Source organism: Nonomuraea sp. NPDC023979 (genome assembly GCF_040639085.1).
Lineage (GTDB): Bacteria > Actinomycetota > Actinomycetes > Streptosporangiales > Streptosporangiaceae > Nonomuraea > Nonomuraea ceibae.
Map to the genome: position 1 here is coordinate 245,176 of NZ_JBEZZG010000008.1, position 15,884 is coordinate 261,059.

At 72.8% G+C, this 15,884-nt stretch carries 18 protein-coding genes; 15 read left to right on the forward strand and 3 right to left on the reverse strand.

What is annotated here, in order from left to right:
- Positions 1-105 precede the first annotated feature (105 nt).
- Together AB0G11_RS17890 and AB0G11_RS17895 are read right to left on the reverse strand one after the other, a co-directional pair.
- A complete protein-coding gene (locus AB0G11_RS17890) occupies positions 106-1,158 on the reverse strand; it encodes a DNA polymerase IV (protein WP_357586830.1) in 1,053 nt (350 codons plus the stop codon).
- 102 nt (positions 1,159-1,260) lie between these two features.
- On the reverse strand, positions 1,261-2,622 hold the full coding sequence (locus tag AB0G11_RS17895) for an extracellular solute-binding protein (protein ID WP_357586832.1): 1,362 nt from the start codon (positions 2,620-2,622) through the stop codon (positions 1,261-1,263).
- 195 nt (positions 2,623-2,817) lie between these two features.
- Here AB0G11_RS17895 and prcB point away from each other — a divergent pair, with 195 nt between their 5' ends.
- The 9 genes from prcB (at position 2,818) to AB0G11_RS17940 (ending at position 10,148) form a co-directional block, all read left to right on the forward strand.
- Entirely contained in the window at positions 2,818-3,666 is an 849-nt protein-coding gene (prcB, locus tag AB0G11_RS17900; RefSeq protein ID WP_219517427.1) for a proteasome subunit beta, read from the forward strand.
- A 21-nt stretch (positions 3,667-3,687) separates the two neighbouring features.
- On the forward strand, positions 3,688-4,521 hold the full coding sequence (prcA, locus tag AB0G11_RS17905) for a proteasome subunit alpha (protein ID WP_357586874.1): 834 nt from the start codon (positions 3,688-3,690) through the stop codon (positions 4,519-4,521).
- 80 nt (positions 4,522-4,601) lie between these two features.
- Positions 4,602-5,120, forward strand: a complete 519-nt coding sequence (locus AB0G11_RS17910; protein ID WP_308126257.1) for a hypothetical protein — start codon at positions 4,602-4,604, stop codon at positions 5,118-5,120.
- 106 nt (positions 5,121-5,226) lie between these two features.
- On the forward strand, positions 5,227-6,585 hold the full coding sequence (gene pafA, locus AB0G11_RS17915; protein WP_219519189.1) for a Pup--protein ligase: 1,359 nt from the start codon (positions 5,227-5,229) through the stop codon (positions 6,583-6,585).
- Between the two features lie 75 nt (positions 6,586-6,660).
- The gene (locus AB0G11_RS17920; protein ID WP_219519184.1) at positions 6,661-7,593 is read left to right on the forward strand and encodes an FKBP-type peptidyl-prolyl cis-trans isomerase; all 933 of its coding nucleotides are present in this window, start codon (positions 6,661-6,663) and stop codon (positions 7,591-7,593) included.
- Between the two features lie 112 nt (positions 7,594-7,705).
- The gene (locus tag AB0G11_RS17925) at positions 7,706-8,545 is read left to right on the forward strand and encodes an FKBP-type peptidyl-prolyl cis-trans isomerase (RefSeq protein WP_357586834.1); all 840 of its coding nucleotides are present in this window, start codon (positions 7,706-7,708) and stop codon (positions 8,543-8,545) included.
- Between the two features lie 57 nt (positions 8,546-8,602).
- Positions 8,603-8,953 (forward strand): hypothetical protein, encoded by a 351-nt coding sequence (locus tag AB0G11_RS17930; protein ID WP_357586836.1) that lies wholly within the window; start codon positions 8,603-8,605, stop codon positions 8,951-8,953.
- A gap of 10 nt (positions 8,954-8,963) precedes the next feature.
- Positions 8,964-9,635: a helix-turn-helix domain-containing protein gene (locus tag AB0G11_RS17935; protein ID WP_357586838.1), complete on the forward strand. Its 672-nt coding sequence runs from the start codon at positions 8,964-8,966 to the stop codon at positions 9,633-9,635.
- Between the two features lie 33 nt (positions 9,636-9,668).
- Positions 9,669-10,148: a DUF3291 domain-containing protein gene (locus AB0G11_RS17940; protein ID WP_219519173.1), complete on the forward strand. Its 480-nt coding sequence runs from the start codon at positions 9,669-9,671 to the stop codon at positions 10,146-10,148.
- Here AB0G11_RS17940 and AB0G11_RS17945 read toward each other — a convergent pair.
- On the reverse strand, positions 10,094-11,182 hold the full coding sequence (locus tag AB0G11_RS17945; protein ID WP_308126256.1) for a DUF3866 family protein: 1,089 nt from the start codon (positions 11,180-11,182) through the stop codon (positions 10,094-10,096). The two genes, AB0G11_RS17940 and AB0G11_RS17945, sit on opposite strands and share 55 nt — an antisense overlap.
- A gap of 37 nt (positions 11,183-11,219) precedes the next feature.
- Between AB0G11_RS17945 and AB0G11_RS17950 the strand changes: the two genes are divergently transcribed.
- The 6 genes from AB0G11_RS17950 (at position 11,220) to AB0G11_RS17975 (ending at position 15,818) form a co-directional block, all read left to right on the forward strand.
- A complete protein-coding gene (locus tag AB0G11_RS17950; protein ID WP_219519171.1) occupies positions 11,220-12,185 on the forward strand; it encodes a WYL domain-containing protein in 966 nt (321 codons plus the stop codon).
- Complete coding sequence (locus tag AB0G11_RS17955) at positions 12,182-13,147, forward strand: WYL domain-containing protein (protein ID WP_219519168.1); 966 nt, start codon at positions 12,182-12,184, stop codon at positions 13,145-13,147. The genes AB0G11_RS17950 and AB0G11_RS17955 overlap by 4 nt, the downstream gene beginning before the upstream one ends.
- Positions 13,144-13,299, forward strand: a complete 156-nt coding sequence (locus AB0G11_RS17960; RefSeq protein ID WP_219519165.1) for a hypothetical protein — start codon at positions 13,144-13,146, stop codon at positions 13,297-13,299. Before AB0G11_RS17955 ends, AB0G11_RS17960 begins: the two co-directional genes overlap by 4 nt.
- A gap of 67 nt (positions 13,300-13,366) precedes the next feature.
- On the forward strand, positions 13,367-13,681 hold the full coding sequence (tatA, locus tag AB0G11_RS17965; RefSeq protein WP_357586840.1) for a Sec-independent protein translocase subunit TatA: 315 nt from the start codon (positions 13,367-13,369) through the stop codon (positions 13,679-13,681).
- A 33-nt stretch (positions 13,682-13,714) separates the two neighbouring features.
- Positions 13,715-14,611: a twin-arginine translocase subunit TatC gene (gene tatC, locus AB0G11_RS17970; protein ID WP_246647039.1), complete on the forward strand. Its 897-nt coding sequence runs from the start codon at positions 13,715-13,717 to the stop codon at positions 14,609-14,611.
- A gap of 16 nt (positions 14,612-14,627) precedes the next feature.
- On the forward strand, positions 14,628-15,818 hold the full coding sequence (locus AB0G11_RS17975) for a diacylglycerol kinase family protein (RefSeq protein ID WP_357586842.1): 1,191 nt from the start codon (positions 14,628-14,630) through the stop codon (positions 15,816-15,818).
- Positions 15,819-15,884: the final 66 nt, after the last annotated feature.

A 15,884-nucleotide genomic window follows, 5' to 3' on the forward strand; every position in this document is an offset into this window, starting at 1 on the left:
GGGGGGTGTGTTCGGCGGGGGGCCCCGATTCCGGCGGGGATCCTGGGGGGGGGGGGCCGGGGGGGGCGGGGGCCGGGCGCCCCCCCCCCCGCCCCCCCGGCCCGCTCACCGGCGCGGGGCCTTCTGGCCGGCCGGCATCGCGTAGTCGGCGGCGACCCCGACGAGGCGGATGGGACGGGTGAGGTCGAAGCGCCCGAGCGCGGCGAGGGCGGCTTCGGTGAGCGCGGCGTCGTCGGTGGCCGGTGCGGCCAGCGTGGTTTGGCGGGTCCTGGTGACGAACGGGGCGAAGCGCACCTTGACGGTGACGCGGGTGATCGTGCGGCCGGCCTCGCGGGCGTCGGCGGCGACCTGGGCGGTGAGAGCGCGGACCACGTCGGCGATGGCGCTCTCGTCGGTGAGGTCGCGGGGGAAGGTGGTCTCGCGGCTGTGGCCGCGGGCGACCCACGGGGTGGTGACGACCTCCGCCTCGCCCTTGCCGAGCGCGAGGTAACGCAGCCACGGCCCGTTCGTCGGCCCGAACCTGGCGGCCAGCTCCGCCGGGTCTGCGGCGGCGAGCTCGGCGACCGTGCGGATGCCGAGGGCGGCGAGCTTCCTGGCGGTACGCGCCCCGATGCCCCACAGCGCGTCGGTGGGGCGGTGGTGCATGGTCTCCTCCCAGAGCTCACTGGTGAGGCGGTGCACCCCGGCCGGTTTGGCGAACGCCGACGCGAGCTTGGCCTGGTGTTTGTTGTCGCCGATGCCGATCGAGCAGTCGAGCCCGGTCCGCTCGCGCACGGCCAGCCTGATGGCGGTGGCCAGGGCCTCCGGGTCGCCGGTGCGGGCGCCGAGGAACGCCTCGTCCCAGCCCCACACCTCCACGGCGACGGGAAAGTCGCGCAGCACGGCCATGGCGCGGGCGCTGGCCGCCTCGTAGGCGGGCGGGTTACTGGGCAGGAAGACGGCCTCGGGGCAGCGGCGCAGCGCGGTGCGCAGCGGCATGCCGGAGTGGACGCCGTGCTCGCGGGCCTCGTAGGTGGCGGTCGCGGCGACCGTGCGCGGGCGGGTCGGGTCGCCGTCGCCGCCGACGACGACCGGCCTGCCGCGGAGCTCGGGGTGGCGCTGCAACTCGACGGCCGCGATGAACTGGTCGAGGTCGAGGTGCAGGATCCAGTCCCTCATGGATCCAGTATCGCCTGGTCAGGCGTGTCCGATACCGCCTGGTCAGACGTGTCCGGTATCGCCTGGTCAGGCGTGCGGCGCCGCGCTCCTCGTGTCGCCGTGTCAGTGGGCGACGCGGGCCGCGCCGCCGACCAGTTCCGCCAGCTTCGCCTCGTAGCCGGCGGCGGCCTCCTCGACGCTCCTCCCGGCGACCACCGCCGCCGTGGCCTCCTGGAGCAGCGCCGACACCTGCGGGTAGACGGCCAGGCCGGGCCGGTAGGCGGTGATCGGCAGCACCTCCTCGGCGACGTAACGCAGCATCGGGTCGTCGGCCAGCACCTCGTCGTTGACGTCGGTGCGCGAGCTGATGCGCGCCTGACCGGCCGCCTGCGCCTTGGTGGCCTCGGCCGAGTGCATGAAGGCCAGCAGCTCCCAGGCCAGGCGCGGGTTCGCGGAGAACGGGTTGAGCACCCGCACGGCCCCGCCGGACATGCTCACGTGGTCCTGCCCCCGGATGCCCGCGCCCGGCTCCCTGGCCGGGATGCGGGTGTAGCCGACGACCTGGTCGCGGTCCTTCATCGGGGCGACCCCGGCGGTGGGCTCGATGACCGAGCGCCAGAAGTAGTCGCCCTCGGCCAGGATGGCGATCTCGCCTCTGGCGAAGGCGGTGAACGACTTGTCGCGGCCCTTGGCCTCCTGCTGGAGCCTGGGGTCGCCGAGGCCGCCGCCGTAGACGCGACGGTAGAAGCCGAGCACGTCCTTCAGCGCCCGGGAGGCGCCGGTCCACTTGTCCTGGCTGTAGATCTCCGCCCCGGCCCCCGCGAGCAGCGGGAGCACGCCCTGCATGGTGGCCTCGCCCATCGCCGTGCCCGCGTTGATCTGGATCGGGACGGGCACGCCGGACGCCTTCAGCTTCACGCCCGCGTCGATGATGTCCTGCCAGCTCGCCGGGCTCCACTCCTCGGGCAGCCCGGCCTTCCTGAACAGCGCCTTGTTGTAGAACAGGACGCGGCCGTCGGTGCCCTGCGGCAGGCCGTACTTCCTGCCGTCGAAGATGCCGAGCCCCTGCACGGCCTGCGGGATCCGCGACCAGCCCTCCCACGACTCGACGCCCGGGCCGCCGACCTCGGCCAGCGGCCTGACGTAGCCCGCCTGGGCGAACTCGCCGACCCAGATGCCGTCGAGGTCGATGACGTCGGCCCCGCCCTTGGCCTTGAGGTCGAGCGCGAGCTTGGTCTTGTAGTGCTCGTCGTCGACGCCGCTGGGCCGGAAGAGCACCTTGACGTCGCGATGCGTCCGCTCGAACTCGGGGATGACCCAGCCTTTGATCCAGTCGGCGGTCTCGGAGTTCTTGCCTCCGGAGATGGCGTTGGCCGCGATGGTGAGGGTGACGGTGCCGCCGCCCGCGGGCTCCCCGGTCCCGCACGAGCCGAGCGCCAGGGCCGCGATGGCCGCGATCGTCGCAGGTCGGCTGGGGAATCGCATGTCGGCCTCCCGTCCGGGACGTGCGGACATACCGACAATCGCACGGGCGTCAGGACGCGTAAAGAAACGATCTGGTGAACGGTTCGCCGTGAGCTGATCGTGGGAAGTGCAGACAACGACGCAACAACAGTAGGGTCGGCCTAGGACCATGATTTTGGGCCATGCTCATTGGGCCATGATTTGGGAGGGAGTCGCGTGGCATCGCACAGGGATCTGCCCGCCGGCTTGACGAACCGCCTTTTCGACAACACCGGGAGCTCTTCGTTCACCGAGTTCGTCGGCACCTACGCGCCCGCTCTGCTGCCGCACCGGGATGAGGTTCTGGCCACGCCGATCGGTGACCAGGTTCCGCATGCGACCACGATCGTCGCCGCCACCTTCGCCGGAGGCGTGGTGATGGCCGGCGACCGGCGCGCGACGTCCGGCAACGTCATCTCGCAGCGTGACGTGGAGAAGGTGTTCCGGACCGACGACTACTCGTGCATGGGCATCGCCGGCACCGCCAGCACCGGCATCGAGATGGCCCGCCTCTACCGCGTGGAGCTGGAGCACTATGAGAAGCTGGAAGGCCGCACGCTGTCGGTGGCCGGCAAGGCCAACCGGCTGGCCGCGATGATCCGCGGCAACCTGGGCATGGCCATGCAGGGGCTGGTGGTGGTGCCGTTGTTCGCCGCCTACGACCCGGCGCGCGACGCCGGGCGGATCTTCAGCTACGACGTGGCGGGCGGCCCCTACGAGCGTGACCGCTTCGACGCCATCGGGTCGGGCTCGATCTTCGCGCGGGGCTCGCTGAAGAAGCTCTACCGCGACGGCGCCTCGGCCGACGACATGGTGATGACGCTGATCCAGGCGCTCTACGACGCGGCCGACGACGACTCGGCGACCGGGGGTCCCGACGTCACGCGGAAGATCTGGCCGATCGTGTCGGTGATCGACGCCGACGGGTTCCGGCGGCTGACCGACCAGCAGGTGTCCGGTTACGTCGAGCAGATGCTCGAAGCCCGCCTGATCTCGCCCGACGGCCCCATCGCCCCGCTGCGCTAGAAAGGATCACCCCACGTGTCCATGCCTTTCGGATATGCGTCCCCTGAGCAGATCATGCGGGACAAGGCGGACTACGCGCGCAAGGGGATCGCGCGGGGCCGCTCCGTCGTCGTGCTCCAGTACGTCGACGGCATCCTGTTCGTGGCGCCCAACCCGTCGCGGGCGCTGCACAAGATCAGCGAGATTTACGACCGCATCGGGTTCGCCGCCGTCGGCCGCTACAACGAGTTCGAGGAGCTGCGGCTCGGCGGCATCCGCTACGCCGACATCAACGGCTACACCTACGACCGCTCCGACGTGACCGGCCGCGGCCTGGCCAACCTCTACGCCTCCAACCTGGGCCGCATCTTCACCGAGTCGATCAAGTCGCTGGAGGTGGAGGTCGTGGTCGCCGAGGTCGGCGACAGCCCTGACGGCGACGCCATCTACCGGCTGACGTTCGACGGCTCGGTCTTCGACGAGCACGGCTTCGCGGCCATGGGCGGCCAGGCCGAGGCGGTCGCGACGCGGCTCAAGGAGCGCTACCGCGAGGCCATGACGCTGTCGGAGGCGCTGGAGGTGGCGCTGACGGCGCTGACCGAGCCGGGCGGCGAGCGCCCGCCGATCGGCCAGCTCGAGGTGGCGGTGCTCGACCGCAACCGCGAGCACCGCAAGTTCCTGCGCCTGACCGGGCAGCGGCTGGAGCGCCTGGTGTCCGCCGCGTCGGCCGCTCCGGAGACCCCCGCCGCCCCCGAGGCATCCGCCGCCCCGGCGACCGGCCCCGGCGACGCGACCTCCGGTGACGCGGCCTCCGGCGAGAAGCCGCCGCCCACCGGCCCTGACGGCGACGTCGACGACGGCTCCTCGCCGCTCTAACCTCATCCGGCCGGAATGATGTGATCTGTCTCACATCATTCCGGCCGAACTCGCGGCCAAGATCGGCCGTCGTAGAGTCCGTGAAGATTCTTCAGCGCAGCCTCGTCGCGGGCGCCGCCGCCGCGGCCGTGGTCCTGTCCTCCGGAGTCGCGGCCGACGCCGCCGCCTACCCGAAGTACAAGACCCCCAAGATCTTCGGCACGACGTTCCAGGCCGACCCGGGGCACGACTTCACCAAGCGCATCCGCTCACGCCACAACGGCATCCTGCGCGGCTGGATCACCCACGTGCGCGGCAGCGTGGCCGAGTACGAGCCGATCCGGTGGAAGAAGGGCGGCGTCACCGAGGGCCGCTTCGTCGGCCCGCCGGAGGGCGACGTGACCGCCTACGCCTCGCCGATCGCCGGGAACGTCGTCTTCCTGTCGGCCGTCGGCTGCGGCTCGGCGATGACCAAGCTGACCGTCGACCGCAGGGGCCTCGGCGCCAAGCGCTGCTCCCGCGCCGACCTGATCAAGCGCGCCAAGCGCTACGAGCGCCCCGCCCTCATCACCGTCCACCAGGGCAAGATCGTCAAGGTCCAGGAGATCTTCACCCCCTGACGGAAGGGCGCGCGGCCTCGCGGGGGCGGGCCGCGCCGCACCCCGCGCGGGGAAAACACCGTGGAGATCTCTCCCGCCGGACCATCCGTGGGCATAGTGTGAGGTGATGGATCGTCGCATCTTCGGGCTGGAGAACGAGTACGGCGTGACCTGCACGTTCCGGGGGCAGCGCAGGCTGTCGCCGGACGAGGTCGCGCGCTACCTGTTCCGGCGGGTCGTGTCCTGGGGCCGATCGAGCAACGTCTTCCTCCGCAACGGCGCACGCCTCTACCTCGACGTGGGCAGCCATCCTGAATACGCAACACCCGAGTGTGACAACGTCATCGAGCTCGTCACCCACGACAAGGCCGGCGAGCGCATCCTCGAGGGACTCCTCGTCGACGCCGAGAAGCGGCTGCGCGAGGAGGGCATCGCGGGTGACATCTACCTGTTCAAGAACAACACCGACTCGGCCGGCAACTCCTACGGCTGTCACGAGAACTACCTGGTCGGCAGGCACGGCGAGTTCGGCCGGCTGGCCGACGTGCTCATCCCGTTCCTGGTGACGCGGCAGATCATCTGCGGCGCCGGCAAGGTGCTGCAGACGCCGCGCGGCGCTGTCTACTGCGTGTCGCAGCGCGCCGAGCACATCTGGGAGGGCGTCTCCAGCGCCACCACCCGCAGCCGGCCGATCATCAACACCCGTGACGAGCCGCACGCCGACGCCGAGCGGTTCCGCCGCCTGCACGTCATCGTCGGCGACTCCAACATGAGCGAGACCACGATGCTGCTCAAGGTCGGCGCCACCGACCTGGTGCTGCGCATGATCGAGGCCGGCACCGTGATGCGCGACCTGTCGCTGGAGAACCCGATCCGCGCCATCCGCGAGGTCTCCCACGACATGACCGGCCGCCGCCGGGTGCGGCTGGCCAACGGGCGCGAGGCGTCCAGCCTGGAGATTCAGGAGGAATACCTGTCGAAGGCGAAGGACTTCGTCGAGCGGCGCGGCGGCGACGCCATCGCCCGCCGGGTCCTGGAGCTGTGGGAGCGCACGCTGCGCGCCGTCGAGACCGGCAACCTCGACCTGGTGTCGCGGGAGATCGACTGGGTGACCAAATACCAGCTCATCGAGCGCTACCGCAAGAAGTACGACCTGCCGCTGTCGTCGCCCCGGGTGGCGCAGCTCGACCTGGCCTACCACGACGTCCACCGCAAGCGCGGCCTGTTCTACCTGCTGCAGCGGCGCGGCTCGGTGGAGCGGGTGGCCTCCGACCTGAAGATCTTCGAGGCCAAGTCGGTGCCGCCGCAGACGACCCGGGCGCGGCTGCGCGGCGAGTTCATCCGCAAGGCGCAGGAGAAGCGGCGCGACTTCACCGTCGACTGGGTGCACCTCAAACTCAACGACCAGGCGCAGCGCACGGTTCTGTGCAAGGACCCGTTCCGCAGCGTCGACGAGCGGGTGGACAAGCTCATCGCGGGAATGTAGCGGGTGGTTTACCTCGGCCCTACCGGGATGTCGGATAGGGTGACGCGAACCTGACGTCTTTTCCGAGGGAAATCCATGCGCCGCGCTCTGGCCGCTCTGGCCGCCGTGCCTTTGATCTTGTTCGCCGCCGCGTGCGGTTCCGAACCGACCGCCACCACGGCCACCACCGGCGCCGGCTCCGCGGGGGTGAAGGTCACCGGACAGGTGGGCGCCAAGCCCACGGTGACCTTCCCCTCCGGCAAGCCCGCCACGAAGTCCTCCTACGAGGTCGTCACGGCAGGCACCGGCCCGGCCGTCAAGACCGGTGACCAGCTCATCGTCAACCTCACCGTCTACAACTGGGACGGCAAGGAGAACGCCTTCCAGGGCTCCTCCTACGACACCAAGGCGCCCGAGACCATCCCGGTCAACGAGCAGCTCCCGCAGGTGCTGCGCGACGGCTTCACCAAGGTCAAGCACGGCGGCCGGCTGCTCGCCGTCATGGCCAGCGACTCCGAGGCCCAGCAGCAGAACGCCCAGCCGGCCCAGCCGACGAAGGTCTTCGTGCTCGACGTCGTCGGCACGCCGCCCAAGCCGCTGGCCGCCGCCACCGGCAAGGAGACCGGCGACAGCCTCAAGGGCGTCAAGGTGGAGAGCCCCGGCGGCGACAAGGCGCCCGTGCTCACCACCAAGACGGACGCCAAGCCGTCCAAGGAGCTCGTGGTCAAGACGCTGATCGAGGGCACCGGCGCCAAGGTGCAGCCGACCCAGACGCTCACCGTCCACTACACGGGCAAGATCTGGGGCACCGACAAGGAGTTCGACTCCAGCTGGGGCCGGGGCGAGCCCGCCGCGTTCCCGCTGTCGAACGTCATCCAGGGCTGGCAGAAGGGCCTGGCCGGCGTGCCGGTCGGCAGCCGCGTCGTGATGAGCATCCCGCCGGACCTCGGCTACGGAGCCCAGGAGCAGCAGGGCATCCCGGCCAACAGCACGCTGGTGTTCGTCGTGGACGTGCTCGCCGCCTACTGACCGGCGCCGTACGGGGTCCCGAGAGGCCCGTCGGCGGACGTGGGGCGCGCGGTAGCATCGCCGGGCCCGGTGGCACCATGCCGCCGGGCCCGTTCGCGTCCGGGAGGCTCCGATGCGCCGACGCGCCCTCGCGGTGCTGCTGCCCCTCGCCTGCACCCTCGCCTGCACCGCCGCCTGCAACGCTGCGGCTCCTGAGGTGACGGGGCCCTTCGGGGCCCGCCCCACGGTGGTCCTGGCGCCGGAGGCCGCCGATCCCGCCGTCCGGGTGGTCCTGGAGGGCGACGGCCCGGAGATCGGGCCGGACGACCTGGCCGTCGTCCACTACGCCGCGCACGTGCGGGCCGGCGGCGCGGCCCGGACCGCAGACTCCACCTTCGCCCGCGGCGCCCCCACGGCCGTCGTGCCGCCCGCGCTGGCCGCCGCCCTGCCCGGCCACCGTGTCGGCAGCCGCCTGCTCGTCACCCCGCCGCGCGATCAGCCCGCCGCCCCCGTGTACGTGGCCGACCTGCTCGGCAGGCACGCGGCCGGGGCGTCCCTGGACGCCGGCGGCGGGGAGCTGCACGGGGTCCGGGTGAGCGGCGGCGCCCGGCCGGTGCTGAGGCTGCCCCAGGGGCCGCCGCCGGGCCGGTTCGCCGCCGTGGTGCTCAGCCGGGGCGGCGGGCCCGCCGCGAGCGCCGGGCGGCTGCTGGTGGCCCAGTACGAGGGCGTGGCCTGGGACGGCGGGCGGTCCGTCGGCTCGACGTGGCGGGCCGGACGCCCGGCGGCCTTCACCGTGGGCGACGGCGGCGTCATCGCCGGCTGGGACCATGCCCTGCTCGGCGTCCCGGCCGGGAGCAGGGTGCTCATGATCGTGCCGCCCGCCGACGGCTACGGCGCGAGCGGCCATCCGCCCCTCGGCGTCGGACCGGGCGAGACCCTGGTCTACGTGATGGACGTCCTGGCGGTCTACTGACGGGACGCGTACGCGTGAGGCTTGCTTCCGGGTGGTGATGCCGTTGCAATGGGCGTCATGATCAGATTCCTGACCGTGATCGTGACCGCCGGAGCGCTGGTGGCGGGGGTGGCGCCCGCCGCGTCGGCGGCGGAGCCGGCGCAGCTGTGCGCGAAGGTGCGGCCGTGCGTGGTGGGCGGCGACACCGGGTGGGCGTGGGTGCACGCCGCCGCCTCCGGCGTGCGCCAGGGCCGCGCGGTCGCGGCGCGGCTGCTGCGCAACGCCGAGGCCGTGCGCCGCTCGTACGGGGTGCCGGAAGGGGTGTCGATCTTCGTGATCAGGAAGGGCGGGTGCTGGCGGGCGTACGGGTCGTCCGAGCGGGTGCCGAGCCGGGCCTGCACGATCCGGCGGGCCGGACGGGAGCTCTAGACTCGCGGCTGTGAGCGATGACGACCTCGACGCGCTGGCGCTGCTGCACGACCCGGTCCGCCGGAGCCTGTACGAGGCCGTGGCCGGGCGGGGCGGCGAGGTGGGCCGGGCGGAGGCCGCCGAGGCCGCCGGGGTCTCCAGGACGCTGGCCGGGCACCACCTGGACCGGCTGGTCGAGGCCGGGCTGCTGGAGAGCGGCTTCCGCGCGCCCGAGCGCAAGGGACCGGGCAGCGGCCGGCCCGCCAAGGTCTACCGGCGCGCGGCCGGCGAGCTGTCGGTGAGCCTGCCGCCGCGCGAGTACGCCACGCTCGGCGCGGTGCTGGCCGAGGTGGTCGAGGAACTCGGCGCCGAGGAGCGGGCCGAGGCGGCCGCCCGCCGCGCCGGCGAACGCCTCGGCCGCCGGGTCGCGCCGCCCGCTGGGCCGACGCCCTCGGACGGCGATCCCGCCGAGGCGGTGCTGCGAGAGCGCGGCTACGAGCCGTACGCCGAGGACGGCCGGTTGCGCATGCGCAACTGCCCCTTCCACGCGCTGGCGATGGAGCAGCCCCTGCTCGTGTGCTCGATGAACCTGGCGCTGTGCCAGGGCCTGCTGGCAGGGCTCGGCGACGACCCGGACCGGGCCCGGCTGGACCCGCGGCCGGGGGAGTGCTGCGTCACCCTTTCTAAAACAAACGGAGATTGACATAGAAGGTCTCGGGGTGGTGTGCTGAGCGTCATGCATCTCGCGGAGCTCAACCTTGCGCACCTGCGCGCGCCCATCGACTCGGCCGAGCTGGCCGAGTTCGTCGCCCTGCTCGAACCGATCAACGACCTCGCCGACCGCTCACCCGGCTTCGTGTGGCGGCTGAAGGAGAGCGAGGAGGACCCGACCGCCACCGTCCAGCACGAGTACGGCGACCACCTGCTGGTCAACTTCTCGGTGTGGGAGTCGCTCGACGCGCTGTGGAACTACGTCTACCGCAGCGACCACCTGGCCGTGCTGCGCCGCCGCCGCGAATGGTTCCTGCGCATGGCGGAGCCCGCCATGGTGATGTGGTGGATCCCCGAAGGGACCATCCCGACGCTGGCCGAGGGGATGGCACGCCTGCGCCGCCTCAGGACCGAAGGACCCGGCCCCGAGGCGTTCACCTACAAGGACGCCTACGACAGCAGCGAGGCCGCCAGCCTGCCCGCCGCCGCCGCGGCCAGGAAGTAGGCCAGGTCCTCCTCCAGCCCCCTGCCCATCGTCGACAGCCGGACCGGCGAGGCGGACAACGCCTCGCGCAGGCCGTCGACCGGCACCGGGACCAGGTCGTGCCGGACCGCCAGGAGCTCCGCCTGGTCCCGCACCCGCTCACCGAACGCGCCGTCCAGCATCGGCACCGGCACCCGGGCCCGCGCGAGCGCCACCCGCCCGTACGCCGTCAGCGAATGGTGCGAGACGCCCACGTGCCGCTCGCGCAGGTCGCCCTCGCTCACCCGCAGCGACGCCACCGGCCGCCCCTGCAGCACCGCCGCCGCGTTGACCGCCTCGCCCGCCGACACCCCCGAGAACCCCCACCGGGTGCCCGTGCCCAGGTTGCCCGGCCCCTGCGCGACCACCGCCACGTCGGCCTCCAGCACGTGGCGGGCCGCCAGCAGCCCCGTGTGGACGGTGACGGCCTCCACGTCGCCGCCGAACGCCTGCCCGACCGTGACCGTCCCCGCCAGCCAGCCGATCTCCCGCAGCCGCGCCGCCGCCATCGAGAACCACGCGGGCAGGGCCCCGCCGTCCTGCATCACGTACGCGACCCGTACGCCGGGACGGGACTCGTACAGGCCGCACAGGATCGGCGGGAGCGCCGAGTGCAGGTCGGCGACCACCACGGGCATGCCGTCGACGGAGTCGGCCTCGCGCAGCCGCTCGTGGAACGGGGAGTCCTGCTCGTCGGCGCCCAGCACCGTGGCCTGCAGCGGCGTGTAGCGCGCCTTCACCAGGTGGCCGGGGCCCTGGGGATCTTCCGGCAAACGGTTCGGCACTGCCACCACCATGGCGTAACCTCCCGTACCGAGACCCATCGCGAGTGCCGTCGTGTTGAGCAGCACCTCGTCGCCGGGCTCCGGGCGGCCCACCAGCAGCGGATAGGCCAGCGCCCGGGACAACGCGCCCGCCGCGTTGGAGTCCTCACCGGACACGGCGACGTCCAGCTCCATCGCTCCCGGCCACTCGCGCCGGATCCGCACAACCTCGCCCTTGCGCCATCTGATCACGGGGGCAGGGTAGCGTCGTTGAAGGAGGAGTGAGCAGATGTCGCGCCGTAAGACCGAGCGGTTGCTCAATCTGGTGATCTGCCTGCTCGCCACCCGCCGCCCGCTGTCGGCCGAGCAGATCCGCCAGGCCGTCCCCGGTTACGACCGCGACGGCGACGAGGCGTTCCAGCGCATGTTCGAGCGGGACAAGAACGAGCTGCGCGAGATCGGCATCCCGATCGACGTGGTCCGCGACCCGTGGGAGGACGAGCCCGGCTACCGCATCGAGCGGCAGTCGTACGAGCTGCCCGAGATCACCCTGGAGCCGGACGAGGCCGCGGTGCTGGGCGTGGCCGCGCAGGTGTGGCAGCGCGCCAGCCTGGCCGAGGCCGCCTCCGGGGCGCTGCTCAAGCTGCGCGCCGGCGGGGTCGCCACCGACGAGACCGCGGGCGGGGGAGTGGCCGGCGGCGGCGCGCTGGAGGTGCGCGTCGACACCCGCGACCCGGCCTTCCCGGCGCTGTGGGAGGCCGTGCGCGACCGGCGGCCGGTCCGCTTCGACTACCGCGGCGCCGGCAGCGAGAACGTGCACACCCGCACCGTCGAGCCGTGGGGCGTGGTCAGCCGCCGCGGCCGCTGGTACCTGGCCGGGTTCGACCGGGGGCGCGGCGCGCCGCGGGCCTTCCGGCTCAGCCGCATCACCGGCCAGGTCGCCGCCGCGGGCCGGCCCGGCTCCGTCGAGGTGCCCAAGGGCGTCGACCTGCGGGCCATGGTCGACTTCCCCGACGAGCCCGCGCGCGAGCGCACCGCGCTGGTGCGCGTGCGGCAGGGCGCCTGCGAGGGGCTGCGCCAGCTCGCCCGGACCGTGCGCCCCGGCGCCGACGGGTGGGACGAGGCCGAGCTCACCTTCTCCGACCCCGAACGGCTGGCCGGATGGATGGCCAGCCTCGGCTCCGACGTCGAGGTGGCCGGGCCGCCCGACGCCCGCGAAGCCGTCATCCGCCGACTGAAGGGAGCGCTGGCATGAGCGGGTCCGCCGACCGGCTGCCCAGGCTGCTCGCGCTCGTCCCCTACCTGATGTCCCACCCCGGGGCGCAGGTCGGCGAGGTGGCCGAGGTGTTCGGCCTGAGCGAGAAGCAGCTCATCGACGACCTGCAGCTCGTGTGGATGTGCGGCCTGCCCGGCCACACGCCCGGCGACCTCATCGACGTGTCGTGGGACGGCGGCGAGATCGTCATTGACAACGCCGACACCATCGCCAGGCCGCTGCGGCTGGGCATCGACGAGGCCAGCGCGCTGCTCGTCGCGCTGCGCATGCTGGCCGCCACGCCGGAGCTGGCCGAGGTGCAGGGCGACGCGCTGCCCCGGGTGGTGGCCAAGCTGGAGCGCGCCGCGGGCGAGGGCGCCGCGGCCGTCAGCAGCCAGGTCGCCGTCGACGTCGACGCCGCCCCCGACGCGCTGCCCCGGGTGCGCCAGGCGCTGACCGCCCGCCGCCGGCTGTCGCTGCGCTACTACGTGCCGGGCCGCGACGAGGTGACGCCGCGCGAGGTCGACCCGATGCGGATCGTCGTCGTCGACGGGCGCAGCTACCTGGAGTGCTGGTGCTACCGGGCCGAGGCGATGCGGCTGTTCAGGCTGGACCGGATGCTCGGCGTCGAGGTGCTCGACGTGCCCGCCGACCCGCCTGCCGAGGCCGAGCCGATCGACGTCGCGCAGGGCGTGTTCCGGCCGTCGCCGACCGACGAGCTGGTCGAGCTTGAGGTCACCGCCGCCGGGCGCTGGGTGGCCGAGTACTACCCGTGCGAGCAGGTCACCGAGCTGGGCGAAGGGCGGCTGCGGGTGACGCTGCGGGCCCGGGACGAGGACTGGGTCCTGCGGCTGGCGCTGCGGCTGGGCGACACCGGCCGCGTCGTGGCGCCGCCCGCGATGGCGGGCCGCGTGCGGGAGGAGGCGGAGCGCGCCCTCGGCCTGTACGCTCACCAGGCATGACGTGGATCTTGCCGGCCGCCGTGCTCCTGGTCGCCGGGCTGGCCGTGATAGCGGTCGCCGGGCGGCGCGCGGCGGTGGCCGCACGCCGCTTGAACAGGGAGATTGCCCAAGTTCATCAGCAATTCAGACACAAAGAGAACATCGGGGGATGAGGCAGCGGCCCCGGCAGCGTACGATCGGGGGGAAGAACCGCACTTCGCTCACCATGAAGGACGTCACATGAACTTGGGAGCTCCGGAGATCATCCTGATCCTGGTGGCCTTGGTCCTGCTCTTCGGCGCCAAGAAGCTGCCGGATCTCGCCCGTGGCGTCGGCCGGTCCCTGCGCATCTTCAAGGCCGAGACGAGCAAGCTCAACGACGACGACGACAAGCCCACCGTCGTGCAGGCGCAGGCCGAGCCCCAGGCTCAGCCCCAGCCCGCGCCCCCGCAGCAGATCCCCGCGGCGGCGCCCTCCGTCGAGGAGCAGGCTCGCCAGCTGGAGGAGCAGGCCGCCCGGCTGCGTGCCGCCGCGCAGGCCGACAAGCGTCCCTGACCCATCCACCCCTCGTCCCCTTGGACTGACTAGATGGCGCTGCTGAAACGGTCGGATCCCAAACCGCAGCGGGATCCCGAGGGCCGCATGCCGCTGATGGAGCACCTGCGCGAGCTGCGCAACCGGGTGCTCATCGCGCTCGCGGCCGTGGCGGTCGGCCTGGTCATCGGCTGGCTCGTGTCCGGGCCGATGTGGGAGCTGCTCAAGGAGCCCTACTGCTCCGCCCCGCAGTCGCGCGATCTGACCGGCGAGTGCAGCCTGACCTACAACGGGATCTTCTCCTCGTTCTTCATCACGCTGAAGATCTCGCTGATGGTCTCCCTCGTCGTGGCCTCACCGGTGTGGCTCTACCAGATCTGGGCGTTCGTCACCCCCGCCCTCTACCGCACCGAGAAGCGCTACACGATGGCGTTCCTGGGGCTGGCCATCCCGCTGTTCGCGGCCGGCGCGGCGCTGTCCTATCTGATCATGGACACGGCGCTGGGGTTCCTGCTCAGCTTCTCGCTCGAGGGCACCGTCGCCACCATCTCGATCGACGAGTACCTCGACTACGTCCTGATCATGCTGCTGATCTTCGGCGTGTCGTTCGAGCTGCCGCTGCTGCTGGTCTTCCTCAACATCATCGGCGTGCTGCCGCGCGCCACCGTGGCCAAGCACCGGCGCCTGGTCATCTTCCTCATGTTCGTCTTCGGCGCGCTCGTCACGCCGGGAGGCGACCCGGTCACCATGATGGCGCTGGCCGCGCCGATGATCGTGCTGTTCGCGGCGGCCGAGCTGGTCATGTACCTGCTGGAGCGCAAGCGGGCCGACCCCTACGCGGGGCTCGACGACGACCAGGCCTCCGCGCTGTCCGACGACGACACCCCGATCGACGCCCCCACCGGCGTGGACGACGGGCGACAGGAAGAGGATTCCGGTTCTGCCCGATAGGCGATAGGTTCCGGGCGTGGCCCCCCAAATCGCCCTGCTCGTCAACCCCGCCGCACGCGGCGGACGCACCCTGCGCCTGCTCGAACCCGTGGCCCGCCGACTCCGCGCCGGCGGCGCCGACCTGTCGGTGATCGTCGGCGACGACGCGGCGGACGCGCTCGTACGGGCCTGCGCCGCCGTCGCCGAACGTCCCGACGCGCTCGTCGCCTTCGGCGGCGACGGCCTCGTGCACCTGGCCGTCCAGGCCGTCGCGGGCACCGACGTGCCGCTCGGCATCATCCCGGCGGGCACCGGCAACGACATCGCCGCCGCCCTCGGCCTGCCCGTCCAGGACCCCGTCGCGGCGGCCCGAACCGTCCTCCGCATGCGCCCCCGCCTCCTCGACGCCGCCACCATCCGCCACACCACCGCCCCGCCCTTCCCGGACCCCTGCACGCGCGCGGGCGCCGCCGGAGGCCCCGGCAACGGTGGTCTTGGGGGCCGCTCCGGCGGCGTCCCCGGCCTCGGTGGTCCCGGCGGCGCCGGTGGCGTCCCTGGTCCCGATGGTCCCGGTGGCGTCGGTGGCGCGCCCGTGGGCGGGTCCGGTGGCGACCCAGATGGGCCCGTCGGCCGCCCCGGGCGGGCCTGCCGCTCCGGTGCGGGTGGGGACGGGGCGGGTGGGGGCACCGGTGGCCGGTTCGGGGCGGGGCTCTCCGGTGTGGGGGGCGGGGGTGGGGAGGAGGTGTTCGCCGGGGTGGTGTGCTGCGGGTTCGACTCGCGGGTGAACGAGCGGGCCAACGCGCTGTCGTGGCCGCCGGGGATGGCCCGGTACCTGGTGGCGACCGCGCGGGAGCTGAGGTCGTTCGAGCCGATCCCGTTCCGGGTGACGATCGACGGCGGGGAGCCGGTCGAGCGGGAGGCCATGATGGTCGCGGTGGGCAACACGAGCTCGTACGGCGCCGGGATGCGCATCTGCCCGGACGCCCGCCCCGACGACGGGCTGCTGGACGTGGTGATGGTGGGCGCGGTGGGCAAGGGGGAGTTCCTGCGCGTCTTCCCGCGTGTCTACCGGGGCACGCACGTGGCGCATCCGGCGGTGACGGTGTGGCGGGCCAGGAGCGTCACGCTGGAGGCGGCCGGCGTCGTGGCGTACGCCGACGGTGAGCGGATCGGCCCGGCCCCGGTCACGTGCGAGGTGCGGCCGGGCGCGTTGAACGTCCTGGTATGAACCGTACTTTGTAAAGGGCGCGGCCGTGAGGACGGACCGGAATGGCGGTTTCGGTAGGGTGGCCGG